General features: G+C 57.1%; 22 protein-coding genes and 1 pseudogene. 13 read left to right on the top strand and 10 right to left on the bottom strand.

The genetic code is table 11. The features are described 5' to 3' along the window. Positions 1-479: 479 nt before the first annotated feature. The 4 genes and pseudogenes from AAF465_12620 (at position 480) to cysK (ending at position 4,002) form a co-directional block, all read left to right on the top strand. Positions 480-824 (top strand): annotated as a pseudogene (locus tag AAF465_12620) (DUF1272 domain-containing protein). Further along, on the top strand, positions 815-1,186 hold the full coding sequence (locus AAF465_12615) for a hypothetical protein (GenBank protein ID MEM7083567.1): 372 nt from the start codon (positions 815-817) through the stop codon (positions 1,184-1,186). Before AAF465_12620 ends, AAF465_12615 begins: the two are co-directional and overlap by 10 nt. A 39-nt stretch (positions 1,187-1,225) precedes the next feature. Next, the gene (locus AAF465_12610; GenBank protein MEM7083566.1) at positions 1,226-2,989 is read left to right on the top strand and encodes an alkyl sulfatase dimerization domain-containing protein; all 1,764 of its coding nucleotides are present in this window, start codon (positions 1,226-1,228) and stop codon (positions 2,987-2,989) included. A 59-nt stretch (positions 2,990-3,048) separates the two neighbouring features. Continuing rightward, positions 3,049-4,002, top strand: a complete 954-nt coding sequence (cysK, locus tag AAF465_12605) for a cysteine synthase A (GenBank protein ID MEM7083565.1) — start codon at positions 3,049-3,051, stop codon at positions 4,000-4,002. A gap of 74 nt (positions 4,003-4,076) precedes the next feature. On the opposite strand, the gene rnd is transcribed toward cysK, so the two are convergent. Beyond that, a complete protein-coding gene (gene rnd / locus AAF465_12600) occupies positions 4,077-5,156 on the bottom strand; it encodes a ribonuclease D (GenBank protein MEM7083564.1) in 1,080 nt (359 codons plus the stop codon). Between the two features lie 124 nt (positions 5,157-5,280). On the opposite strand from rnd, the gene mpl reads away from it, so the two are divergent. From mpl to AAF465_12585, 3 genes are all read left to right on the top strand, one after another. Then, positions 5,281-6,624 (top strand): UDP-N-acetylmuramate:L-alanyl-gamma-D-glutamyl-meso-diaminopimelate ligase, encoded by a 1,344-nt coding sequence (mpl, locus tag AAF465_12595; GenBank protein ID MEM7083563.1) that lies wholly within the window; start codon positions 5,281-5,283, stop codon positions 6,622-6,624. Between the two features lie 186 nt (positions 6,625-6,810). Further along, positions 6,811-7,398 carry an LON peptidase substrate-binding domain-containing protein gene (locus AAF465_12590; GenBank protein ID MEM7083562.1) on the top strand — a complete coding sequence of 196 codons (588 nt, stop codon included), beginning with the start codon at positions 6,811-6,813 and terminating at the stop codon, positions 7,396-7,398. Then, the gene (locus AAF465_12585; GenBank protein MEM7083561.1) at positions 7,395-7,802 is read left to right on the top strand and encodes a hypothetical protein; all 408 of its coding nucleotides are present in this window, start codon (positions 7,395-7,397) and stop codon (positions 7,800-7,802) included. Before AAF465_12590 ends, AAF465_12585 begins: the two co-directional genes overlap by 4 nt. Before the next feature lie 99 nt (positions 7,803-7,901). On the opposite strand, the gene AAF465_12580 is transcribed toward AAF465_12585, so the two are convergent. From AAF465_12580 to AAF465_12565, 4 genes are all read right to left on the bottom strand, one after another. After that, the gene (locus AAF465_12580) at positions 7,902-8,330 is read right to left on the bottom strand and encodes a hypothetical protein (GenBank protein MEM7083560.1); all 429 of its coding nucleotides are present in this window, start codon (positions 8,328-8,330) and stop codon (positions 7,902-7,904) included. Positions 8,331-8,412: 82 nt separating this feature from the next. Continuing rightward, a complete protein-coding gene (gene hemL / locus AAF465_12575; protein MEM7083559.1) occupies positions 8,413-9,690 on the bottom strand; it encodes a glutamate-1-semialdehyde 2,1-aminomutase in 1,278 nt (425 codons plus the stop codon). A 25-nt stretch (positions 9,691-9,715) separates the two neighbouring features. After that, the gene (thiE, locus tag AAF465_12570) at positions 9,716-10,336 is read right to left on the bottom strand and encodes a thiamine phosphate synthase (GenBank protein MEM7083558.1); all 621 of its coding nucleotides are present in this window, start codon (positions 10,334-10,336) and stop codon (positions 9,716-9,718) included. Continuing rightward, positions 10,333-11,124, bottom strand: a complete 792-nt coding sequence (locus AAF465_12565; GenBank protein ID MEM7083557.1) for a hydroxymethylpyrimidine/phosphomethylpyrimidine kinase — start codon at positions 11,122-11,124, stop codon at positions 10,333-10,335. Before AAF465_12565 ends, thiE begins: the two co-directional genes overlap by 4 nt. 84 nt (positions 11,125-11,208) lie before the next feature. Here AAF465_12565 and AAF465_12560 point away from each other — a divergent pair, with 84 nt between their 5' ends. Continuing rightward, on the top strand, positions 11,209-11,376 hold the full coding sequence (locus AAF465_12560; protein MEM7083556.1) for a rubredoxin: 168 nt from the start codon (positions 11,209-11,211) through the stop codon (positions 11,374-11,376). 107 nt (positions 11,377-11,483) lie between these two features. On the opposite strand, the gene AAF465_12555 is transcribed toward AAF465_12560, so the two are convergent. From AAF465_12555 to AAF465_12545, 3 genes are all read right to left on the bottom strand, one after another. Further along, positions 11,484-12,464: a TraB/GumN family protein gene (locus AAF465_12555; GenBank protein ID MEM7083555.1), complete on the bottom strand. Its 981-nt coding sequence runs from the start codon at positions 12,462-12,464 to the stop codon at positions 11,484-11,486. Then, a complete protein-coding gene (locus AAF465_12550) occupies positions 12,461-13,297 on the bottom strand; it encodes a metallophosphoesterase (GenBank protein ID MEM7083554.1) in 837 nt (278 codons plus the stop codon). Before AAF465_12550 ends, AAF465_12555 begins: the two co-directional genes overlap by 4 nt. A 137-nt stretch (positions 13,298-13,434) precedes the next feature. Continuing rightward, entirely contained in the window at positions 13,435-14,019 is a 585-nt protein-coding gene (locus AAF465_12545; protein MEM7083553.1) for a hypothetical protein, read from the bottom strand. Positions 14,020-14,214: 195 nt separating this feature from the next. Here AAF465_12545 and AAF465_12540 point away from each other — a divergent pair, with 195 nt between their 5' ends. Both AAF465_12540 and AAF465_12535 read left to right on the top strand, forming a co-directional pair. After that, positions 14,215-15,564, top strand: a complete 1,350-nt coding sequence (locus tag AAF465_12540) for a DUF1800 domain-containing protein (GenBank protein MEM7083552.1) — start codon at positions 14,215-14,217, stop codon at positions 15,562-15,564. A 4-nt stretch (positions 15,565-15,568) separates the two neighbouring features. Further along, positions 15,569-16,774, top strand: coding sequence for a DUF1501 domain-containing protein (locus AAF465_12535; GenBank protein ID MEM7083551.1), 1,206 nt, complete (start codon positions 15,569-15,571; stop codon positions 16,772-16,774). 163 nt (positions 16,775-16,937) lie between these two features. On the opposite strand, the gene ahcY is transcribed toward AAF465_12535, so the two are convergent. After that, positions 16,938-18,248: an adenosylhomocysteinase gene (gene ahcY, locus AAF465_12530; protein MEM7083550.1), complete on the bottom strand. Its 1,311-nt coding sequence runs from the start codon at positions 18,246-18,248 to the stop codon at positions 16,938-16,940. Between the two features lie 87 nt (positions 18,249-18,335). Next, complete coding sequence (gene metK, locus AAF465_12525; protein ID MEM7083549.1) at positions 18,336-19,511, bottom strand: methionine adenosyltransferase; 1,176 nt, start codon at positions 19,509-19,511, stop codon at positions 18,336-18,338. Between the two features lie 191 nt (positions 19,512-19,702). Here metK and tkt point away from each other — a divergent pair, with 191 nt between their 5' ends. The 3 genes from tkt to AAF465_12510 all read left to right on the top strand — a co-directional run bounded on the left by tkt (position 19,703) and on the right by AAF465_12510 (position 24,075). Further along, positions 19,703-21,697, top strand: coding sequence for a transketolase (tkt, locus tag AAF465_12520; protein MEM7083548.1), 1,995 nt, complete (start codon positions 19,703-19,705; stop codon positions 21,695-21,697). Positions 21,698-21,874: 177 nt separating this feature from the next. Continuing rightward, a complete protein-coding gene (gene gap / locus AAF465_12515; protein MEM7083547.1) occupies positions 21,875-22,888 on the top strand; it encodes a type I glyceraldehyde-3-phosphate dehydrogenase in 1,014 nt (337 codons plus the stop codon). A 14-nt stretch (positions 22,889-22,902) separates the two neighbouring features. Further along, positions 22,903-24,075 (top strand): phosphoglycerate kinase, encoded by a 1,173-nt coding sequence (locus AAF465_12510; GenBank protein MEM7083546.1) that lies wholly within the window; start codon positions 22,903-22,905, stop codon positions 24,073-24,075. The last annotated feature ends 26 nt before the right edge of the window (positions 24,076-24,101 follow it).

Below are 24,101 nucleotides of genomic sequence, written 5' to 3'. Positions count from 1 at the left end.
CCGGGTAATAAGGACGAATGCCCGGTATTGGGTCAGTGGCCGTCAACGAAAATGGCCACAGGTAAAGAGGGTGTCTTTACCTGTGGCCACTCCCGTTTCAGGTTGACCTTGTCCAAACGTCGTTTGGCTTTGGTGCTGGTTTGATGTTGGCCGCCTTTACGTAACAGCGGATGGTTGTGAAGTGTATTTCGCGGCCCGCTCAAGCGAGGCGGCCGCTTCTTTTTGGCCATGTCGTTCTCCTTTTAATGTCCTCTCCAAACGTTCCTTTACCGTTTGCAAAGTATGGCATCAACAATTGTCATAAATTAACCTCAATTCGTGGCCCTAGGCCGCGAAGGCTGCGCACTATTGCCTTAAGCGGCAAAGTTGTCAAGAAAAACGACCGGCCGCGCGCTAGGTTGACTCGGTGAAGGGCATTGCGTGCTCCGCGTGCCGGGGGTACGGTTTGGAACCATTCACGGTCAGGGGCGAGCAGGCGGCAATGACGGCCAAGTGGCGAACACTGCGCGATTCCGCTTCCGCCCGAGGCGAACGACGCACTGATCTGTTCGTTCGAGTGCACGTTCTGCCGTGATTGCGTCGAACGGTTTAACAAGGTGTGTCCAAATTGTGGCGGCGGATTTGTACCCAGGCCCATCTGACCGACGAACGACTCGAAGAACGGGAGTTGGTTTATCAATCACCCGGCGACAACCTGTATCACGCACAAACCGGTCGACGCTGACGATCACAACGTATTGCAAACTAAAATCGACGATCGACCTCCTGAGCGGCGTTTTGCCGCTATGAAAAGACCTTTCTTTATAGGTGAACGATGGCCATGACTTCCTATGGGCAATCCCTTGCGCTGGTACTGACCGGTTTCTTGCTCGGTGTCATCGTCGCAGGCGCGCGCGCGCCGACGGTTGATGTCGAGTCGAAGTCCATAGCGCGTTATCCTCACCACACGTTACTCGCCCACACGCCGGTCTGGGATATCCTGCTCGACGATAGACACCCCGAGTCGGGTATAGCGTTGGCTCAGGCGGGTGTCATTCGCATACGAGTAATCGATGATGTGTCATCGCTGCATGTGATGACGTATAAGTTCGATGATGCCGTTTGGCAGGGACGCTTACTGGATGTCGGCAATGACGGCAGTGTGGAAGTGGCCGATATCACAAATGGGCACTGTGAGGCGTTTTAGCTCAACCAATCGCGTTCAAACATTATTAAGGCGAAGTTTATGCACACCACTTACTCCTATTGGTTACTGTCGTTACTGTTGTTCCTGACAAGCTGTGGTTCCCCGGATACCGAGCCGGTTGCCGCCGACACGCCGGACGATGAGGCGATGCGCGAACTCACGCATGAATTTCGTCAGCGTGTCGAGCAGGTGGCCGACGGGGTATGGGTTGCGGTGGGATTTGGGCTGGCCAACTCCATTTTGATCGAAGGGACCGATGGGCTAATCGTGATCGACACGATGGAGACGCTCGAGGCCGGCCTTGAGGTCGCCAATCGCTTTCGTGCGTTGAGCGATAAGCCCCTCGCGGCAATTATTTATACCCACAACCACGCCGATCATGTTTTTGGCGCGCAGTCGTTTGTTGATGTATTGGCGCATCCGGGCCGCCCTGTCGAGGTATTTGGCCACGAGACTACTGCCTATTACGTGCATCGTATCGTGAGTGAGTTTCGGCCGATTATCAGCGCGCGCTCCTATCGCATGTTTGGCACGAAGCTTGATCGTGGCGCACAGAACGACGGTATTGGGATTAGTCTGCGCATTAATGAGGAGAGTGACTTTGGCTTTATCGAACCCACGCGTACGTTCAGCGATACGTTGCTGGCGACCGTGGCGGGGCTAGAGATTCGTCTTCTGCATGCGCCGGGTGAAACCAATGATCAACTATTTGTTTGGATTGAATCTATGGGCTTGCTGGCGGTCGGTGACAACTTATATCGCGCGTTCCCGAATCTCTACACGATTCGCGGCACGCCGCATCGCTCGGTCAAGCAATGGGCGAATAGCCTAGACCTGGCGCGCTCGCTGCCCGTGGATCTGTTAGTGCCCAGTCACGGTAGTGCGATTAAAGGGCGCGAACACAGTTTGCAGATTCTGACGGATTATCGCGACGCGATTCGTTTTGTGTACGATCAAACCGTGCGCTACATGAACCAGGGCTATACGCCCGATGAAGCGGTCGCCGCAATCGAACTACCCCCTCATTTGGCTAAGTCGCCGTATCTGCGAGAGCTCTATGGCAAGATCGAATGGTCAGTCAAAGCCGTTTATGCCGGTAACTTGGGTTGGTTTGATGGTAACCCCTCAACGCTGCGGCCCCTGCCACCCCTTGAACGTGCGCAACACGTTCAGGCGCTTGCCGGTGGTTTTGATGCGCTGACGACGGCACTGGCCAACGCCGATGAGCGCGGGGAACACCAATGGGTGCTGGAGCTCAGCGATCATGTGCTGCGCCTCGATCCGACTCACGAGGCTGCCCGGTCAGCACGCGTTCGGGCGTTGATCGCACGCGGGCAGAATGCCTCCAATCCCAATGAGCGCCAGTACTATCTGAGTAGCGCACTGGAGCTGCGTGACGGCGTTCGCTTCACGCCGCTCGATACGTCCTCTGAAGTGCTGCTCGCCCAACTACCAATGACGACGCTGTTTGACTCACTGAGCGTCAACTTGCGCGCTGAGGACGTGCTGGAGACCGAAATCAAAGTAAACCTATTTTTTACCGACACGGAACAGTGGTGGTCGTTATGGGTGCGGCGAGGAGTACTCGAAGTGAAAAAAAGTGCGTTGGAGGGAGCTGACATTGAGGTTCACACCGACGAAATGTCGCTTAAGCGATTATTGGGCGGCAAACGCAATGTGGTGGCAGCACTCGCAACCGATTTTGATTTTCCAGTGGGCAATGCACTGGCGTTTGGATCGTTTCTAAAGCTGTTCGCGCCGGAACGTAAAGCGCCTGAGCCAGCCCCGTTTGCCGCTAACTGACCCGTTTTCACGTCCGATCACTGTAGGATGGAATCAACCTCACGCAAGGGAGCACAGAAATGAAATACGCAAGCATCGTCGACACCATTGGCCGCACGCCGGTGGTCCGACTCAATCACATGGCGCCCGACCACGTCGATCTTTACGTCAAGGTGGAATCGTTCAATCCGATGGCGTCGGTCAAGGATCGCCTCGCCATTGCGATCATTAAAGACGCCGAGGCAAGAGGTGTGCTGACACCCGGACAGACGGTGGTCGAAGCCACCTCCGGAAACACCGGCATTGCATTGGCTATGGTGTGTGCAGCGAGGGGCTACCCGTTTGTCGCCGTTATGGCGGAATCGTTCTCGGTTGAACGGCGTCGTATTATGCGTGCGCTGGGCGCCAAGGTGATTCTCACTCCGGCCGCCGAGCGCGGCTCGGGTATGGTTAGAAAGGCACGGGAACTGGCGGAACAGCACGGCTGGTATTGGGCTGAGCAGTTTGATAATCCGGCGAATCCCGCGTACCACGCGAGCACGACGGGGCCTGAGATTCTCAGTGATTTTGCCGGTGAACGTCTCGATTACTTTGTGAGCGGTTGGGGTACTGGGGGTACGGTGAGTGGCGCCGGCGCGGCACTCAAAGCAGCTCGACCGTCGATTCAGATTGTGGCTACTGAGCCGGAGGGGGCCGCTATGCTGTCAGGCAACGAATGGCAGCCGCACAAAATCCAAGGCTGGACGCCGGATTTTTTGCCGTCTGTGCTTGATCGTTCGGTGGTCGATTCGATTGTGTTGGTCGGTGATGACGAGTCTCGCGATACATCGCTCGAACTGGGGCGACGTGAGGGGATCTTAGTGGGCGTTTCGGCTGGGGGCACATTGTGCGCCGCGCTCAAGGTGGCTAACGATGCGCCGGAAGGAAGCGTGATTGTGGCGATGTTGCCCGATACCGGGGAGCGGTATATGAGCACGTTTTTGTTCGAAGATATCGCGGAGGGATCCGACGACGAGTGGCTCGCGTCCCTCTAGCCGATCGTTATACAGGTGGTTGACGCCCCGTACGGCCATGAGCGCAACGAGCGTTGTCGTCGCTGGACGGGGTGTCAGCGGTCGGCGAGTAGCGTCTGCAGCGACTGCCCGATCAATTCGAATCGCCAGGATTCGAGCAGTGGGCTGGGTTCGCCCCGCACAAGGTGTGTTACATCTTTGCGGGTGCCTAACAGCGACGGGCTGATGTCCGCTTGTTGAGCGGCCTCTCGCAGTGTTCCCATGCACAGTTTTATGCGGCGCATTTCTTCCGGATCGTTGCCGGTAAACGGCGGTTCAATCGGATCATCAAGCGCCTGTTGTAAGACCGCAAACAGGTCGTCACTGTGCTGACGCAAGTAGCGTTGCCGCGCATCCAATAGCTGCGTCAGCGTTTCAGGTGAGTCCGGTTCATGCAATGCGAGCGTCACGAGGTCTTCGTCACTCATAATCCATTTGCGCGGCTTGTCTTTGTTCCAAGCCTGCTCTTCGCGCCACGCCGCGAGGCGCTTCATGCCACGACGTTGTGACCGACTCAAAGGGCGTGTGCCTTTGACGCGCGTCCAGGCTGTGCCCGGATCGTGGGAGTACAGCGCGGGATTACCGAGTTGGTCGCATTCCTGCTGGTGCCAGGCGAGCCGATCGGTATCGATGAGGCGCTGCTTGAGCGGGGCGAGGAGCTTGAGAAGATAGCGCACATCATCCTCGGCATAACGCACTTGCGCTTCGGTGAGTGGGCGCTGAGCCCAATTGGTGCGTGTCTCGCCTTTGTCAAGCTCCACGTCGAGTACATTCTGGACCAGTCCCGAATAACTCACTTGATCGCCTAGCCCCGTCAGGCCGGCGGCAACTTGAGTGTCGAACAATGGCGTTAGCATGGTGCCGGTGGTCTGAAACAGTGCCTCGATGTCTTGACGTGCTGAGTGGATCACAATCTCCACGCCATTCAGCGCGGTCATTAAGTCGGTCAAATCGTCGAACGCCAGAGGGTCTACGCAGTAGATGTCATCGTGTACCGCGATTTGAATCAGGCAGAGTTGCGGACGAAAGGTGCGCTGGCGTATGAACTCGGTGTCGATGGCCGCATGCGTTGCCGTGCGAATGTGTTCGCAGACTTCGTCGAGTGTTTGGGGTGTATCAATAAGTGCGTTTGGCATGGGGTGATCGCGGCAGCAACGTGCGACCGAGCTTAGCACGATTTGGCCTGCCCATCGCTCGCGTTATACTCGTGACTGAACCATTTGGCTTCGACCGAAGTCGGCTAAACGCGAAGGAACGATCGTGCATATTCACATCCTGGGCATCTGCGGCACATTTATGGGTGGCGTGGCTCGCCTGGCCATCGAAGCGGGCCACACCGTCAGCGGCGCGGATGCCAACGTGTATCCGCCCATGAGCACGCAGCTAGCTGAGCTGGGCATTGACATTGATCCACTCGACGAGCGGTCGCAGTTCGCTCGCCCGATCGATCAGGTGGTGGTCGGCAATGCGATGACGCGTGGTTATCCCGCGGTGGAGTTCTTGCTTAACAGCGGATTGCCTTATCTGTCGGGACCGCAGTGGCTGGCGGAGAACGTATTAGTGGGTCGCCATGTGCTCGCGGTTGCGGGCACGCACGGCAAGACCACCACAACCTCAATGTTAGCGTGGATTCTTGAACACAGCGGCCACGCGCCAGGATTCTTGATTGGCGGTGTACCGACCAATTTCAATGAATCCGCGCGCAGCGGTACCGGCGATTGTTTTGTGGTGGAGGCGGACGAATACGACAGTGCGTTTTTCGATAAACGTTCGAAGTTTGTGCACTACCGGCCTCATACGCTGATTCTCAACAACCTCGAGTTCGATCACGCCGATATCTTTCACTCGCTCGCCGATATTCAGCGTCAGTTTCATCACGTGATTCGCACCGTTCCATCCGAGGGATTGGTGTTGTCACACGCGGGTGACAAGGCGCTTGAAGCGGTGCTTGAAATGGGATGTTGGAGTCAACTTCAGCGTTTTGGGCTGGATGCGCCCGAGGCAGATTGGCGCATTGATGGCAATCGACTGATACGGGGGGCCGAGAATCATGGTTGGTGCGCACCCATGCCGGGCCGACATAACAGTGGCAACGCGTTGGCCGCCGTTGCCGCGGCGCATCGCGTGGGTGTGTCGATTGAACAGTCTATCCAGGCACTGAGTCAGTTCGAAGGGGTCGCTAGGCGTCTCCAAGTACGCGGCCAAGTACAGGGTGTCACGGTCATCGATGACTTTGCTCATCATCCGACGGCAATTCGAGCCACGTTGGAGGGTGTGCGTACCCGTTATCCGACTGCGCGTCTAGTGGCGGTGCTCGAGCCTCGATCGAACACAATGAAGACGCACGTCGATACGGTGGGGCTCTCCGCTGCGCTTGCGCAGGCCGATGTCACCGCGTTGCTGGCACCCGAGGATTTGCAGTGGGATGTACCGCCGGTTCTGGCTCCGTTAGAGCATGCGGTGAGCGCGGCAACGGTCAGCGCCTTGCTTGACGCCTTACTTGACACAGTCAACGCCGGTGACGTTGTGGTGATAATGAGCAACGGTTCATTCGGCGGACTGCATGACCGACTGCTTGACGGCCTACGCGACCTTAGCGCTTGATCGCGCGCACTGGCGTCGCCTAATTTTGCGCAATGGCCGTGTACATTCAGCCACATGGCGCACGGTGCCACGCGCAACTGTTAATTAGTGTCATACTGCGCACTCACCGTAACAAAGGGTCCCGTGCACACTCCGATAGACCGCTATCCCGGTCTGGTTTTTGACGCATAACGCCAGGTTAACGTAATGAGTTATATGGAAATTCCACTGTTTCCGTTGTCCACCGTGCTGACGCCCGGTGGTCCGCTCTTGCTGCGCATCTTTGAGCCTCGCTATCTGGAGATGGTGGGTAAGTGCTTGTCTTCCGACTCTGGTTTTGGTGTGAGTCTTATTCAGGAGGGCAGCGAAACCGCCACGGACAAAGTTCATGCAATCGGCACATTTGCTAAAATCGCGGATTGGTACCAATATGATGATGGCCTTCTCGGCATTACCGCGATAGGCTTACAGCGTTTCAGGCTAGTCGATACTTCTGTTAAAAATAACGGCTTGCTTGTCGGCCAAGTGACCTTACTCAACCGCGAACCGGCTGTGCCGGTGCCGGCCCAGTATCGTCACCTTGCCGAAATAGTCGAACGCATTCTTGGGGAAACGGGTTCCCATTACGAACTGATTGAGCGCGACTTTGCCAACGCGTCGTGGGTCGGATACCGACTCATGGAATTTTTGCCTCTAACAAACGAGCAAAAGCAATTTGGCTTGGAAATTTGCGACCCCATTGAGCGACTTGAATTGTTGGTCGGTGTGGTAGAGAAAATGGACGATCGAGCATGAGTGATTTTAACAGTGGCGCCGTGCGCCGCTTCATTGACGATTCGGCGGCTTCCGTTATTTTTGACGATTCGCCATCACAGGGTGCGCCGGCCAATGACCTGCGCGTGCGCAAAGTCGAGTTAGTTGTGCGATGTCAAGAGCTCGCTCGTTTCTTGCGCGGTTTCGACGAGACGCATTGGGCAGTCTGGCTCGATGAATGCGTCACCGCGATTCGCAAAGACAGTCGTATCGGTGCCGAGGAGCTGCTCGAAGGTTATAGCGGCATCGGATCGATCAGCGACGTGTATCTTTGCCCTGAGGCGGGCCATCGGCTCGATGCGCGGGACGAAGTCGCCATCAACGAGCAATATTTGCTCATGCTCTCCAAAGTGAACAACCTCGCGCGCGAAATCGCCCTTTGGTAAGTGATCCGGTGGTATGCCCGATCGTCTCGGGGATTCACGCGCAACCCACAACGCTGTACAGAACAGTCGCCGGCTAGCCCGAAGTCGGGCTCCTTTAGCCTAAGACAAATAGCCCTTTTTCTTTGCGTTCAGTGCAAACCACACGAGAAACACGCAAATCGCGATAACCACAATGGGCATCACCATCGCGCTTTGACCCAATACGTCGAACGTATTGCTCATGAAAAAACTGTGATAGTGCTGCGCGAGTACGCCAATCAGCGAAACAATCAGCAACGGAATCGACCACGATTTTTTTAGCACAAGACCCAGCGCGCCGAGCGTTCCGCCAATGACGGCGCTGCCAAACGCGACATTGAGCCATCCGGGCGCATTGAGATAGAGCGCCTGCCGCGCCTCGGGCATGGCCGCGATGATGTCAGGCGTGATCAGTAGATGTGCCACAAAGGCGAGTAACCCTAGGATGTTCCAAATCAACGCGACGATCGCGATGACCTTGTAGGATGTCGGTGCGGCTTCTGCGTTCATGTGCTGTTCTCCCTAGCGTCGTATAGCGGTGGGTATCATTCTGTCCGAGTAGGAGCTCTCCTGCAGGGCGTGGCGTCGAGGCTTAATTTATCTCGCCGAATACGGCCCGGGCGGCTTTGATGGTTTCATCAACATCGGCATCGGTGTGAGCCGCACTGATAAAACCCGCTTCATAGGCCGATGGCGCAAAATAGTGACCGCGCTCGAGCATGCCGCGAAAGAATTGTTTAAATTGGTCAATGTTGCACGCCGTGACCTGCGCGTAGGAGTCGATCGCCTCGTCAGAAGAGAAAAACACGCCAAACATGCCGCCCAAACAATGAGCCTGTAGCGCGACTCCCTGATCTTTGGCGGCCTGCATCAGGCCTTCGGTTAGCCGCCGGGCTTTCTGCTCCAACGCGGTGTAAAAATCGGGCGCCTGTATGTGGGTGAGTGTTTCGATCCCAGCCGCCATGCCAAGCGGGTTACCCGAGAGCGTACCGGCTTGATACACCGGCCCAAGCGGCGCGATGTGCTCCATGATATCCCGCCGCCCACCAAACGCACCGACGGGCATACCACCACCCACTACCTTGCCCAGCGTGGTGAGATCGGGAGTTATCCCAAACACGGATTGCGCGCCACCGAGCGCAACGCGAAAGCCGGTCATCACTTCATCAAAAATCAAGATACTGCCATGGGTGTCACACAGCTCGCGCATCGCCGTAAGAAAAGCAGGCTTTGGCATCACCATGTTCATATTGCCCGCGATCGGCTCAACGATGACACAGGCAATCTGGCTGCCGTACTCGTCGAACACGGCGCGTAAACTGTCCACATCATTAAAGTCCGCGGTGAGTGTGTCCTGCGCGGCGCCGGCGGGCACGCCCGCCGATCCGGGGATGCCCAGCGTGAGTGCGCCGGAGCCTGCTTTGATTAACAGCGCGTCGGCGTGGCCGTGATAGCAGCCGGTAAATTTGAGCAGAAGGGGCCGACCCGTAAAACCTCTGGCGAGACGGATGGCGCTCATCGTTGCCTCTGTGCCCGAGCTCACCATACGCACGCGTTCAATCGACGGCACGAGCGTGCAAATGAGTTTTGCCAACTCGGTTTCCTGCACGGTTGGCGCGCCAAAGCTCAGTCCACTCTCGGCAGCGGACTGCACGCGTGACACCACGCGCTCATCGGCATGACCGAGAATCATCGGCCCCCATGAACCGACGTAGTCGGTAAATTCGCGACCGTCCTGCGAGCGCACTTTGGCGCCTTTGGCCGACGCCACAAACACAGGTGTGCCACCGACGCTGCCAAAGGCGCGTACCGGCGAATTCACGCCTCCAGGTATAACGGTTTGGGCTTCGGCAAAATAATCAGTGGACATCAGGATCTCCATGGCAAACGCGCCGTCATTCGGCAGGCAGCGGATCAAAGAGTTGGCGAAAGGCCGCAGCGGTGGCGGCTGGCTCGTTGGTCTTGAGCGCTGAGATCACGGCAACCGCATTGGCCCCAGCCTCTACAACGTTGGACGCATTGTCCAGCGTAATGCCACCGATCGCAACCACGGTTACATCGAGCATGTCGCGCGCGCTGGTTAACAGCGTTAGCGGGGCCGACGGTGCAAACGGTTTAATTGAAGAGGGAAACATCGCGCCAAACGCGACGTACGATGCGCCATGTTCCTGCGCCTGAACAGCACGACGCATCGAGGCGTAGCACGACACGCCAATCAACGCGTCGGCACCCAATCGGTTACGCGCTTCGCGAAGGGAACCATCGTGCTGGCCCAAGTGGACACCAGCCGCGTCGACGGTCGCGGCTAATTGGATATCGTCGTTAACGATCAATGGCACATTGAAGCGGGAGCACAAGGCGCAAAGCGCCGTTGCGTTGTGATAACGCCGGTCGTGGTCAGTAGACTTGTCACGGTACTGCACGATCTGAGCGCCGCCCAGGAGCACCTGTTCAGTATGGCTCAGAAGATCATCGGTTTCATGATGATCCGTAATGGCATAAAGGCCGTAAATCACGAAGTGCGCCAGCGCATGGGGATGCCGGTGTCAGCAGGCGCTCGCCGGATGGCATCCAACGTAAAGTCGAGCGCGTTATCCACCGCATTGTCCAGCGACTGCCCGTTCAGCAACAAGGCGGCAAGCGCGGTAGACAGTGTGCAGCCAGTGCCGCGAAAGTCACCGCTCACTCGGTCGTGCTCGATGCAACGTATGTGCCCGGCCGTATGAAGGCGGTGCACGCAGCGCTGGTCGGTCCCGTCGCCGTCGGTTTCCAATACCGCGCGACAACCGGCATCGATTAGCGCTTGACCGGTCGCGTCCGTCGACTTGGCAATGTGATCGGTGTCTGCGCTCAGCCAGTGCCGAAGTTCGTCACGATTGGGGGTCAGTATGGGATTCAGTGTCAGAATGCGACGGACATAGTCGATAAACGGCAGGCCGGTGTGAAGCGCTGCACCACGGGTCGCATTCCGCACAGGGTCGACCACCACGTATTCAGGTTCAAATCGATGTATTGCACTGACAATGACGTCGAGGCTGTCGCGAGTCGGGACGGCGCCAATTTTGACAGCGCGAACATCGACATCGTCGGCAATCGCATTCAGTTGTGCGTGAATGACGTCAGCGCTCACCGCATGGGAGGCATGGCAGCGTTGTAGCGACTGCACGGTCAATGTTGTGGCGATCACCACCGCATGCGCACCGAGTGTTGACGCAGTCTGGCTGTCGGCGATCAGCCCCGCACCGCCGCTGGGGTCAAGACCGGCTACGATAAGTAGGGCGGGTGGTTTGGGTTTGTCCGTCATGAGCTAAGTGTAACCAAGGGTTGAGCTCAGCCAAAGCGTCAACGTATAGTGGCCCGAAATGAAGATGTGTTCTTTGGGTTCATTATGAAAGTTTGGATGTGCATCGTCTGCGGCTACGTCTACGATGAGGCAAAAGGCGACCCCGATGGGGGGCTGGCCCCCGGCACGAAATGGGAGGACGTACCCATTTCCTGGCGCTGTCCCGATTGTGGCGTTGGGAAAGAGGATTTTGAAATGGAGGAAATGACCTGATCTTGCCGGGCCATTGAGCGATCACGCCCCCGAGTTGATCGCTTAAGTATCGTGCGCTACTCGGTTATTAGCGGTTTTTGCCGTCGCCGTTTCGATTCCGATCCACGCTAGAGTTGGCGGACCGTCAGACCCTGTTCGCGCAGCATGGCAATCACACCATCGTCACCAACCAGGTGCAACGCGCCAACAATAACCAACACATTGTCATCGCGCTCGGTCAGCGCCATGATCTTCGGCAACCATTCACGATTGCGTTTTACAAGCAGCGCCTCTCGCAGCGCCGGATTGTTTTTGAGGTCCTCTTCAAACAAGTCGAACAACTTGTCCGCTTGACCGGTTTTCCACGCGTCGATCATCCGGTCACCCTCGGCAATGAGTTCATCGCTCGGCACGAGCGCTTCGAGCAAAAATTGATTTTGCGCATCGATCGGCAGTGCATCCAAGATGCCGAGCTGCTGTTCGAAGGTCTCCAGCCCACTACCGGTTTTGTCGTCATCTTTTGCCTGGCGTTCGAAGTAAAATTCAACGCCGTTCTCAGCTTTAAAGCCGAGTTTGCCAAGCTGTACTTGAGTGATGGTCAATGCCGCATACCAGGGTTCAACGCGGTCAAATTGCGTAAGATCGACGTTTATGGCGCGTGCCTTTTGTTCGGCGAGCGCATAGTTTTTATCGCCCATTGCGTCACGCAACGTTTGGTTTTCCGGCAGCATCGCCAATTGCCGCGTTGTGGCCATCACCGTCATCGCGTCAAAGGACGAAAAATCGAGTTCCATGACGAGGTGCTCGGCGTCGTCATAGGCCTTTTGAAAAGCGTGTGGCAATGGATAATCTTCATCCCGTAAGACGTGAATCGACCCCAAAAGATATGTTCGGTTCTGGGCGCTCTCAATCACCCACAACGGGTGGCGTAGGGCGGTAGCCGATGGTCGATCGGGTGTCGCGGCAGGCGCCCGTTCCGGCGTCGCGGCCACAGCCGGCAGGGTGGGCGACGATGCGGGCTCTGCGGCGGTGGCTGAATCGTGCTTCGTGCAGCCAACGGTGACCGCGAGCAGTAGCACGATCAACACATTCGAAAAGGGCTTTTTCATGATGTAGACGACTCGAGCTGTTCAGAAAATTGGCGCGTGAGCGCGTTCGCGGTCTGGCGTAACCATACCACTTGAGTTTCGATCTTGCCCGAGGGCATGAGCGACATGATTCGGTAGCCCGGTGGACGGGTGTCCAGTCGAAAGTCGGTCTGATTTGGTTCGAATTGAACGCCGGTGGATGGGCAGCCAAGATACCGGACAGTGCTAAAAACGCGGTCAACGGCCTGGTGTATGTGGCCAAACACCACTGCGCGAGTACGTCCGTCTTGATGTAACAAGGTATTGAAGGCGTGGTGATCAAGCAGACCCACTTTGTCCAGCCAGCTATGGCCCAATGCGATAGCGTGATGATGTAATACAACGAGTAGGTGCTCGGCCCCTGTATGACGCAAGCGATCGGCCAGGCGCGCGAGCTCGTCATCGCCAAGCAAGCCCGATGCGTGCCCTGGATAACGCGAGTCGAGCAAGATCACCTCCCAATTTCCCAAGGTATGATGGCCGAGACACGAGAACGGCGATTCACTGAGCGCCTCTTGCATAAGAACCGGTGCATCATGATTGCCGGGTAGGCACCATACCGGTGTATGTGGCCCCACCCACTCGTTGATCCAGCTCTCACGCAAACGATCATAGGTGGCGCTGAGTTCGTCCTGTGCTATATCGCCCGTAAGCACTACCGCGTCCGCGTTGCGAATATGCGTTTGAGCTCGGCTTAGAACATGTGCCAATGACACCGATGTATTAACGGTGCGATGTGTCGCCAAGGGGTCTTCAAGCAAATGCGGATCGCTGATTTGAACTAGGCGAGCGGACGGCAGCTCGCCGCTAGACATTTGCGTATCATTCGCGAGAAATTGGGTTGGGGCGGTCGACGTAGACATGTGAGCATGATACCGCACCGAGCCAACGGGCTGGCTAATGGGCCACTATTTAACCGTAATGTGTCATGCGATGCCTGACTGGTGTTAATTCAGGGTCGAAAACCAATCAGGAAAATAAGCAGCGCAGGGAGTGCGGCACACAAACGCAGCCATTCTTTTATCATCTTCGTGCTTTGATCCTGCGCACGTCGATGCGACGCAAACAGCGCCAGATCGGCGAGAATGAGGCAGACCAGCCACAGCACCAACGATATGCCCAAAAACCGCCAGTCAGGTAGCGCCATCGTGTGTGCGCCTTGTATGGCGCTCTGCCAAGCCGCAAAAAACGCGATGACCGTCACGCCACGTAGCAAAGGTAAGGGCGACCACCAACCGCTCAAACCCGCACGATAGGACAACAGCGTGATGGCCACTGCGACGACCACCATTCCGAACACAGTGGCGGACGGCGACACGAGGCTAACTAGCAGTAACTCTGAGCTGACGAGCATTTCAATGAACGCCGATCCGACGAACATCAATGGTGCCAGCCACAGACACAGAACGATCGCACGCCGGCGCCGATTCGGGGCGGTTGGCGTGGAGTCGGGTGACGCCATCGATGCGAGCGTCGCGGCCATCCAGGCAAACAGCAGGTAGCCGGTAACCGCGATAAGGATGAATTTTTGCGGCATTATTGAGTCTATTGTAGGAATAAGGGCAAAGCCTACCTTTTATGGGGCGTAGCGCAAGCGGTCGATGTGCCAATCGCCATTATCCGTGGGTAAAGCGCGTGGCGTGTCGGGCGCGCAGTACCCATCGACCGCCGGCATGTTGTGACATTATGTGTCGTGCTTTGACTAACCACCTGTTCGATGGACAATATACTCATGAACTCCGATGACATTCGCCACCTGCTCCACCGAACTGGGTTTGGTGTGTCCAACTCGCAATGGCAGGCTCTGGCGCCGCTGGATTTTAACACCGCGGTCGATTTGCTGGTTGACGGCAAGTCGCGCGCAGACCTCATCACGCCGCCGAACTGGGTTACCGACAAGCCGCTTTGGACTATTTCTCAGCGTGGTTGGACCACCGAACAGCGGCGCACGCTGCGACTCGACAAACGCGCAAAGATTGCCGAGTTGAGGCGCTGGTGGATTGAGCAGATGCTCGCCTCCCCCACGCCACTCCAAGAGCGGATGACACTGTTCTGGTCGAATCACTTCACTACCCAGTACAGCAAGATTTATGCACCGATGTTGGTCTTTCGACAGCATCGTCAGTTGCGTCAGCATGCGCTAGGCCGTTTTGATCACATGCTGCAGGCCATGCTGCGGGATCCGGCCATGCTGCTGTATCTGGATAACGATAAGAACAGAGCCAATAACGTCAACGAAAATCTCGCTCGCGAATTGATGGAACTGTTTACATTAGGTGAAGGAAACTATACTGAAAAGGACGTGAAAGAAGCGGCGCGATGCCTCACTGGCCGCACCGTCGAAAGATCGACAGGCGACTATCTGTTCGCACGCAAACGGTTTGATCGTGGCACCAAAACCGTGCTTGGCCAACGAGGCAATCACGATGGCGATGACCTGGCGGCTCTGTTGCTTGCGCAACCGGCTACTGCCGAGAGAGTGGTGCGCAAGCTCTGGCTCGAATTCATTTCCCTTGAGCCAGACGAGTCACGCGTGGCGTCATTAGCGGCGGCGTTTCGCGCCAACAATTACGACATCGCGCGCCTCCTCAAAGCACTTTTTAAAACGCCAGCGTTTCGCGAAAATGCCAATCGAGGCGTATTGATCAAAAGCCCAGTCGAATTGTTTGTGGGTTTGATGAGGCCCGCAGTGGATGGATTGTCCCCCAAGGCGTTAAGTGAGCGCGTAAGCACGCTCAGGGCGGCTAAGCGTTTGCCAAACCTATTCAAACAAGCCGGTCAAGATTTATTCGATCCGCCTACCGTTGAAGGTTGGCCTGGCGGCTTAGAGTGGATTGACAGTCGCACGCTTTTGTCGCGCGAACAGACCGCGCGTAATCTCGTAGTGAATTTAGGTACCGACAGTCGCCGTACCAATCCCTACCTGAATCTCGAGGGCCCTCTCCGTGCTGACGGGCGCCGACGCGGATCGTTACTTGCCTATCTCAATGCGATTGACCCGGTCACCAATATTCCCGATTCCTACACGCAACAGCGGTTGCTTCTCGAGCTTATTCGGGATCCGACCGTGCATCTAAAGTAGCGCTATGAAACGTAAATTACCTTTTTCTAACGAGACGCCTTCGCCGCCCCAATCGCCGGAGCGTCGCCGCTTTTTATCCACACTCGCCGCGCTTTCTGTGCTGCCAGCCGGCTTGAGTTTTGCTCGGGTCGACAACGCCAGCAAAGGCGTGAGTCGTCGGCTCATCCTTATCGAACTTGCCGGTGGTAATGACGGTTTGAATACGGTGATTCCGTTTTCGCAAAAGCGATACTATGAAGCGCGGCCTGTTCTTGGTATTCCGCGCGAGCAAACAGTGGTGCTCAATGCGCAATTGGGTTTGCATCCACAGCTGGCGCCGCTCAACGACGCATGGCGCAACAACGATCTGCACATTGCACTCGGCGTGGGGTATCCCGATCCCAACCGATCACACTTCCGTTCGTCAGACATCTGGCACACTGCGAGCGGCAGTGACAAAGTGCTCAAGCGCGGCTGGCTGGCCGACAGTTTTCCGTCAGCGCAAAGCGCCGCGTTTAGCGCCGAAGGAATCGCATTTGGAACGGGCTACGGACCGTTCCTGGGTTCGTCGCAAAGCCTGGTGCTCGACAATCCAGTGGTGTTTGCCAAACAGGCAAAACTGATGCGGCCTGCCTCTGCTCCGCCGGGCAACCCAGCACTGACTCACGTGGTGAATGTACGTCAGCAGATAGCGCGAGGGCTCAAAGACCTATCGGCGGTTATCGATGCGCGCAAGGGCAAACAGATTAAGGGCTCTTCGTTGCACAAGCAGTTGGTCGTCGCCAGTGAAATGATCGCCCTGGGTGCCCGTGTGCCGATGTACAAAGCGACGTTGACGGGGTTCGATACGCACTTCTATCAACCCAATCGACATAACAAGCTGATGGAAGAACTCGGCACAGAATTGGCGACACTTCGAGAACGTTTAATGGCCTCGGGCGATTGGGAAAACACGTTGGTGATGACCTATTCGGAATTCGGGCGTCGGGCCGCCGAGAATGGTAGCCGCGGTACTGACCACGGAACGGCCGCGCCGGTCATACTCATGGGTGGGCGCGTTAAAGGTGGTTTCTCAGGCCAACAGCCTGTCTTTCCGGCGCATGACGATGAGGATTTGGCCTTTCACCTTGATTACCGACGCCTCTATCGAACCGTCGCCCAGCAGTGGTTGGGCGCGAGCGACGCGGCGGCGGCACTGCGCGGATTTGAACCCATTGATCTGATTCGGTAGCGGCCGGACTTACTCCTGTGGGGTGGGCAACCTGAGCACTCTGGCGTGCTCGTCGAGCGTCTCGACAAGTGGTCCTGCTGCCGACACACCTTTGGTCAGCGCCAAAACGCAAACAGGCAGCCCCACTTGGGCTGCCTGTTGTCGTGCGCGCTATGGGCCGAAATCAGTAGCGGTAGTAGTCGGGCTTATAGGGGCCCTCTTTTGCCACACCGATGTAGTCGGCTTGTTCTTTCGAAAGCTCGGTGAGTTTCACACCGATTCGATCAAGATGCAGACGCGCCACTTTCTCGTCCAAATGCTTGGGTAGCACGAACACTTCATCTGGGTAGCTCTCGTGGTTTTTCCACAGCTCGATTTGCGCCAACACTTGGTTGGTGAACGAGTTTGACATGACGAAACTGGGATGGCCTGTGGCGCAACCTAGGTTAACCAGGCGGCCTTCGGCCAGCAGAATAATGCGTTTGCCATCGGGAAAGATAATGTGATCGACTTGATCTTTGATCGGCTCCCAGGTGTATTGCTTCAACGAGGCGACATCGATTTCGTTGTCGAAATGCCCGATATTGCAAACGATCGCCTGGTCCTTCATGGCTTTCATATGGTCATGCGTAATGACGTTATAGTTGCCGGTGGCGGAAACGAATATGTCCGCTTCGCTGGCCGCATCGTCCATTGTCACGACACGATAGCCTTCCATCGCCGCCTGTAACGCATTGATAGGGTCGATCTCGGTGATCCAAACGGTCGCACCCAAGCCGCGAAGCGACTGCGCGGAGCCTTTGCCGACGTCGCCGAACCCGGCCACGATGGCGACTTTGCCTGCGATCATGACGTCGGTCGCGCGCTTAATGCCGTCCACTAGCGACTCACGACAGCCATAGAGGTTGTCAAATTTGGACTTGGTAACCGAGTCGTTAACGTTGAAGGCAGGTGCTTTGAGCGTGCCATCGCGCTGCATATCATACAGTCGTTTAACGCCCGTGGTGGTCTCTTCGGTAACCCCTTTAATGTCATCCATGAGCGCGGGATATTTGTCGTGCACGAGCTGGGTCAGGTCACCGCCATCGTCTAGGATCATGTTGGGTGTCCAACCGTTCGGGCCATGGACGGTTTTTTCGACGCACCACCAATATTCGTCTTCGGTTTCGCCTTTCCATGCGAACACCGGAACGCCGGCTTCTGCGATTGCGGCGGCTGCATTGTCCTGCGTCGAAAAGATGTTGCAGGACGACCAGCGCACATCGGCGCCCAACGCGACCAGCGTCTCAATCAATACGGCGGTCTGAATGGTCATATGCAGACAACCGGCGATGCGAGCGCCGTCCAACGGTTTGGCGTCCGCATATTCTTCGCGCAGCGCCATGAGGCCCGGCATCTCGGTTTCGGCAATCGCAATTTCCTTGCGACCCCAAGCAGCCAGACTGATGTCGGCCACCTTGTAGTCGGGGTGTAAATGTTCGGCTGGCTTGCTCATGATGTTCTCCGTGTTTGTAGCGTTGTAACGTTGATCAAATTCTCGGTAATGCTCGTTCTGGCGTCGGCGTTTCGCCGCTCAGCCCGCTCAGGCGCCACTCAGTCCCGCCGCATCGGCGAGCAGCGCAGCTTTGTCGGTCGCTTCCCAAGTAAACTCAGGTTCGGTGCGCCCGAAGTGACCGTAGCTCGCCGTATTACGATAGATCGGTCGAAGCAGATCGAGCATGTTCAAAATGCCATAGGGGCGCAGGTCAAAGTGTTCCCGAACCAGCGCTTCGATGCGGTCGGTGGGCACTTTTTCCGTGCCGAAGGTTTCGAGCGAAATCGAAGTGGGTTCGGCCACGCCAATGGCATACGACACCTGAATTTCGCAGCGTTCAGCGAGGCCGGCCGCGACGATGTTCTTGGCCGCGTAGCGACACGCGTAGGCGGCGGATCGATCCACTTTGGATGGATCTTTGCCTGAAAACGCGCCGCCGCCATGCCGTGCCATACCGCCGTAGGTGTCCACGATAATCTTGCGACCGGTCAGGCCACAGTCGCCAACTGGCCCACCGATAACAAATTTACCGGTCGGATTAATATGAATATGGTCAGAAGGGCAACTTTCAAGCCATTTAGCTGGCAGCACGGGCTTAATGATCTCTTCCATCACACCCTCGCGCAGCGCGTCAGCCGAGACGTCCTCAGCATGCTGAGTCGATAGCACGACCGCTTCCACCCCTACCGGTTGGTGATTCTCGTAGCGAAACGTGACCTGACTTTTGGCGTCTGGCCGCAGCCAAGGCAGCGTGCCATTCTTGCGCACTTCTGCCTGGCGCTGGACGAGCCGATGGGAAAACGTAATCGGCGCGGGCATTAACACATCGGTTTCATTGCTCGCATAACCGAACATGAGGCCCTGATCCCCAGCGCCCTGGTTCTCCTGCGATTCGCGGTCGACGCCCTGGGCGATGTCCACCGACTGCTTGCCAATCGCGTTAATCACCGCGCACGTGGCGCCATCGAAGCCGACCTCAGAGCTGTTGTACCCGATGTCGAGCACCACGTGGCGCACCAATTCTTCAAGATCTACCCATGCGCTGGTGGTGATTTCGCCCGCGATGACCGCCATACCCGTTTTGACCATCGTCTCGCAGGCAACCCGAGCTTGTTTGTCCTCGGCGAGGATGGCGTCGAGAATCGCATCCGAAATCTGATCGGCGACCTTATCGGGGTGGCCTTCCGAAACGGATTCAGATGTAAACACATAGTTATCGGACATAGCTTAGAGGTTCCTTCAAAAAGGGTGGGGAATGAGGCGCGTTGCCAGGCCAGTAAACCGCGCAATTATATCCCGGAGCTGACCATAAAGCACGAAGCTCAGGGCAGCGTGAAGAGGTGTCAATGGCGGATGGCATTTGCCGCGCACCCCGTCTTTGGGGGACAATTCGCGCCTTGAAACAGGGGGACTTCATGCCGACAAACAAACAATTGGCCAACGCCATTCGCGCGCTCAGTATGGACGCTGTGCAAAAAGCAAATTCGGGACATCCGGGAGCGCCGCTGGGCATGGCGGATGTGGCGCAAGTTTTGTGGGCCAAACACCTCAAACATAATCCTGCAAATCCCGCCTGGCCTAACCGTGATCGCTTCGTGCTATCGAATGGTCACGGTTCCATGCTCATCTATGCGCTGTTGCATTTGAGCGGCTACGATCTGCCTCTCGAAGAGTTGATCAACTTCCGGCAGCTTCACAGCCGCACGGCGGGTCATCCGGAATACGGCATCACGCCAGGAGTTGAGACCACCACTGGTCCACTGGGGCAGGGCATCACCAATGCGGTGGGCATGGCGCTCGCGGAGAAGATTCTCGCCGAACAGTTCAACCGCCCGGGGCACACGATTGTTGACAATCACACCTACGTTTTTCTCGGTGACGGCTGTCTGATGGAAGGCATTTCGCACGAAGCCTGTTCGTTAGCCGGCACGCACAAACTGGGAAAGTTGATCTGCGTTTACGACGACAACAATATCTCGATTGATGGTGAAGTCGGCGGGTGGTTCACCGATGACACGCCTGCGCGTTTCCGAGCCTATGGCTGGCAGGTGATTGAGGATGTGGATGGCCATGATGCGGAAGCGTGTGATCAGGCATTGATCGCCGCGCGAGCGAACGAAACACAACCCACCCTCATTTGCTGTAAAACAACCATTGGCTATGGCTCGCCCAACAAAGCGGGCAAATCTTCCTCACATGGTTCGCCACTGGGCGATGAGGAAATCGCGCTGACGCGCGAAGCGCTCGATTGGCCGCACGGTCCCTTCGATATCCCGGAGGATATCCAAGCGGCCTGGCACGCGGTTGATCAGGGCGAAGCCACCGAATCCAATTGGCGACGGGAATTTGATGCCTACCGTAAGGACCATCCGGAGTTAGCCGCTGAGCTCGAACGACGGTGGGGTCGAGGTTTACCTGACGGCTGGGATGAAGCGGCGACGCAAGTAATTGCGTCGCTGTCGGCAGAAGCCAAGAGTATGGCCACGCGAAAAGCATCACAGGCCGCGTTGGAAGGGCTAGGGCCCATGCTGCCTGAGCTCATTGGTGGCTCGGCTGACCTAACTGGGTCGAACAATACCTTTTGGTCTCAGTCGAAAGGCGTCACCCCCGATAGTGCGGATGGCAACTACATCTGGTACGGCGTGCGCGAATTTGGCATGTCCGCGATCATGAATGGCCTTTGGCTGTATGGTGGTTTTAAACCTTATTCCGGCACGTTTCTCACTTTTTCCGACTATGCGCGCAACGCGGTCCGTATGGCCGCGCTGATGGAAGTGCCGACCATGTTTGTATACACCCATGACTCGATCGGCTTAGGTGAAGACGGCCCGACCCACCAGCCGGTGGAGCATTTGGCCAGCCTGCGTCTGATGCCCAATCTGGACGTTTGGCGGCCGTGCGACACGGTTGAGTCGGCTGTCGCTTGGCGAGCGGCCATTGAGAGCCAACGTACGCCGCACTGCCTCGTGTTTAGCCGACAGGGTGTGCCGTTTCAGGCCCGCACCGAGGCTCAACTTGGGGATGTGAGCAAGGGCGGGTACGTCCTGCGTGATGTGGATGGCACGCCTGACGTGATTTTGATCGGTACTGGGACAGAATTGAGCCTGGCGATGGACGCGGCGGATTTACTCGCCGAGAAGAACATACAGGCGCGCGTGGTGTCTATGCCGTGTACCAGCGTGTTCGACCGCCAGGACTCGAATTATCGTGACCGCGTACTCCCCCCTAACGTGACTGCTCGAGTGGTTGTTGAAGCGGGCGCAACCGATGGCTGGTGGCGCATCGCCGGCTCTAAGGGTCAGGTCGTCGGTATTGATCGCTTCGGCGAGTCGGCGCCCGCGCCAGCGGTTTATGAGCACCTCGGCGTCACGGCAACGCGTGTTGCACAGGAAGCGGAAGCACTGCTCTAAAACACGGGTTCTGAGCGCGCTGACCAGGGCGTGAGAAAACGAATGCGGCCACCAGTGTGCGTCGGACGATTGTGCGTCAAGTGCGTCGTCGTCCTGCGTGTCTGACGCGCATGTTGGCAATCGATCAAACAGGGAGAAAACCGGGCGCGAGTCGCCCTTTACTCAGGAGAAACACCCATGACCATTAAGGTTGCGATCAACGGGTATGGCCGCATTGGCCGCATGACGCTGCGTGCACTCTATGAATCCAATCGTCGCGAAGAGATTCAGATTGTAGCGATCAATGATCTGAGCGACATCGACACAAATGTCTTGCTGACCCGGCGCGACACGGCGCACGGCCCGTTCCTAGCCGAGGTCGCCAAAGACGGCGATCACATGTTGGTCAACGGCGACCGTGTGCGAGTGTGCTGTGAACGCGACCCCGCCAATTTGCCTTGGAAAGAACTCGAGGTCGATGTGGTGTTGGAGTGCACCGGCGTGTTTCGTACCAAGACCAAAGCTAAAGCGCATCTTGACGCGGGCGCCAAGCGGGTGCTGGTGTCGGCACCGTCTGGCGGAGACATCGATGCGACAGTCGTGTTTGGCGTTAATCACGATGTGCTCAAAGCAGAACACCGCGTGGTGTCCAATGCCTCGTGCACGACCAACTGTCTTGCGCCGCTTGCTAAGCCACTCAACGATGCGATCGGTATCGAATCGGGCCTGATTGTCACGATTCATGCATATACCAACGATCAACGCCTAACCGACGTGTATCACAAGGATATCCGGCGCGCTCGCTCGGCCACCATGTCGATGATTCCAACCAAAACCGGGGCCGCCGCGGCGGTAGGGCTGGTGCTGCCGGAGCTGGACGGCAAACTGGACGGCTACGCGGTGCGCGTGCCCACGATAAACGTGTCGATGGTGGACCTGTCGTTTATCGCATCGCGCGACACCAGCGTGGAAGAGGTCAACCGTATCATGCGCACGGCGGCCGATAGCGGTCCGTTGAGTGCAGTATTGGATTACAGCGACGAACCACTTGTGTCCATCGACTACAATCACAATCCGGCCAGCTCCACCTATGATGAATCCATGACGAAAGTGAACGGTCGTCTAGTCAAAGTATGCTCGTGGTACGACAACGAGTGGGGTTTTTCGATGCGGATGCTCGATACGATGACCGCGATGCATCGCGCACTCTAACGCAGGTAAGCACTATGTTGAGAATGGACACCCTCGATCTTCGTAATAAGCGAGTGCTGATTCGCGAAGACATGAATGTGCCGGTCAAGAACGGCCAAGTGACCAATGATCGCCGCATTCGAGCGTGTTTGCCGACCTTGCGCTTGGCGCTCGAGCAAGGCGCCGCCATTATGGTCATGTCGCATCTCGGTCGTCCCCTAGAAGGGCAACCGGATGCGGCGTTGTCGTTGCGACCGGTGGCAGACCGGCTGGCCGCATTGCTCGAGCACCCCGTCACGCTGTCGAGCAATTGGCTCGAGGGCGTGGACGTCGCACCGGGTCAGATTGTGATGTGCGAGAACGCTCGATTTAATGTGGGCGAAAAGGCCAATGATGAGCAGTTATCGCGCAAACTGGCCGCGCTGTGCGATGTGTATGTAATGGACGCGTTTGGTACCGCTCACCGGGCGCAGGCGTCGACGCATGGGGTCGCTCACTATGCCCCGATTGCGTGCGCGGGCCCACTGCTCGCGGCCGAACTCGATGCGCTGGCTAAGGCGCTCGACAATCCAAAGCGCCCCTTGGTTGCCATCGTCGGTGGCTCCAAAGTGTCGACCAAGCTGACGCTCTTAGAATCCCTAATGCCGCGTGTCGATCAACTCATCGTTGGTGGCGGCATTGCGAACACGTTTATTGCTGCGGCGGGACATGACGTCGGCCAGTCACTCTATGAGCCCGATCTGGTTGATACGGCACGGACGCTTATCGAGCGGGGCAAACAGGGCGGTGCCACCATTCCCATTCCGCAGGACGTGGTGGTAGCCAAGTCGTTTTCGGCGGATGCCGAGGCCATCGTGAAGTCAGTCGACGCCATGGCGGAGGATGATCAAGCGCTCGATATTGGTCCTGAATCGGCCGAACAGCTTGCCGCGCTGTTAGAGGGCGCCGGTACGATCGTTTGGAATGGGCCGGTTGGGGTATTTGAATTTGCCGCGTTTGCCGAGGGCACCCGGGTGGTGGGCGAAGCGATTGCGCGCAGTCATGCGTTTTCAATTGCAGGCGGAGGCGATACGCTGGCCGCACTCGATGCATTTGGGATCGGCGACGGAATGTCGTACATCTCGACCGGCGGTGGCGCCTTTCTTGAATTTCTCGAAGGAAAGACGCTGCCAGCCGTGGCGATATTGCAGGAGCGTGCCGCCGAGTAACGCGCACAGTACGTCGCGAAGCCGGC

It is taken from the genome of Pseudomonadota bacterium (assembly GCA_039028935.1).
In the GTDB taxonomy this organism is placed as follows: domain Bacteria; phylum Pseudomonadota; class Gammaproteobacteria; order Steroidobacterales; family SZUA-146; genus SZUA-146.
This window is presented reverse-complemented; position numbering and strand designations above follow the sequence as displayed.

Excerpts from the sequence above, each read along its gene's own strand:
- metK (MEM7083549.1), bottom strand. The coding sequence starts at position 19,511 with ATGTCCGATAACTATGTGTTTACATCTGAATCCGTTTCGGAAGGCCAC.
- tkt (MEM7083548.1), top strand. The coding sequence starts at position 19,703 with ATGCCGACAAACAAACAATTGGCCAACGCCATTCGCGCGCTCAGTATG.
- hemL (MEM7083559.1), bottom strand. The coding sequence starts at position 9,690 with ATGTCCACTGATTATTTTGCCGAAGCCCAAACCGTTATACCTGGAGGC.
- gap (MEM7083547.1), top strand. The coding sequence starts at position 21,875 with ATGACCATTAAGGTTGCGATCAACGGGTATGGCCGCATTGGCCGCATG.
- ahcY (MEM7083550.1), bottom strand. The coding sequence starts at position 18,248 with ATGAGCAAGCCAGCCGAACATTTACACCCCGACTACAAGGTGGCCGAC.
- AAF465_12610 (MEM7083566.1), top strand. The coding sequence starts at position 1,226 with ATGCACACCACTTACTCCTATTGGTTACTGTCGTTACTGTTGTTCCTG.
- AAF465_12560 (MEM7083556.1), top strand. The coding sequence starts at position 11,209 with ATGAAAGTTTGGATGTGCATCGTCTGCGGCTACGTCTACGATGAGGCA.
- cysK (MEM7083565.1), top strand. The coding sequence starts at position 3,049 with ATGAAATACGCAAGCATCGTCGACACCATTGGCCGCACGCCGGTGGTC.
- AAF465_12580 (MEM7083560.1), bottom strand. The coding sequence starts at position 8,330 with ATGAACGCAGAAGCCGCACCGACATCCTACAAGGTCATCGCGATCGTC.
- AAF465_12590 (MEM7083562.1), top strand. The coding sequence starts at position 6,811 with ATGAGTTATATGGAAATTCCACTGTTTCCGTTGTCCACCGTGCTGACG.
- AAF465_12510 (MEM7083546.1), top strand. The coding sequence starts at position 22,903 with ATGTTGAGAATGGACACCCTCGATCTTCGTAATAAGCGAGTGCTGATT.
- AAF465_12540 (MEM7083552.1), top strand. The coding sequence starts at position 14,215 with ATGAACTCCGATGACATTCGCCACCTGCTCCACCGAACTGGGTTTGGT.
- AAF465_12565 (MEM7083557.1), bottom strand. The coding sequence starts at position 11,124 with ATGACGGACAAACCCAAACCACCCGCCCTACTTATCGTAGCCGGTCTT.
- AAF465_12555 (MEM7083555.1), bottom strand. The coding sequence starts at position 12,464 with ATGAAAAAGCCCTTTTCGAATGTGTTGATCGTGCTACTGCTCGCGGTC.
- AAF465_12585 (MEM7083561.1), top strand. The coding sequence starts at position 7,395 with ATGAGTGATTTTAACAGTGGCGCCGTGCGCCGCTTCATTGACGATTCG.
- AAF465_12550 (MEM7083554.1), bottom strand. The coding sequence starts at position 13,297 with ATGTCTAGCGGCGAGCTGCCGTCCGCTCGCCTAGTTCAAATCAGCGAT.
- AAF465_12615 (MEM7083567.1), top strand. The coding sequence starts at position 815 with ATGGCCATGACTTCCTATGGGCAATCCCTTGCGCTGGTACTGACCGGT.
- AAF465_12545 (MEM7083553.1), bottom strand. The coding sequence starts at position 14,019 with ATGCCGCAAAAATTCATCCTTATCGCGGTTACCGGCTACCTGCTGTTT.
- rnd (MEM7083564.1), bottom strand. The coding sequence starts at position 5,156 with ATGCCAAACGCACTTATTGATACACCCCAAACACTCGACGAAGTCTGC.
- AAF465_12535 (MEM7083551.1), top strand. The coding sequence starts at position 15,569 with ATGAAACGTAAATTACCTTTTTCTAACGAGACGCCTTCGCCGCCCCAA.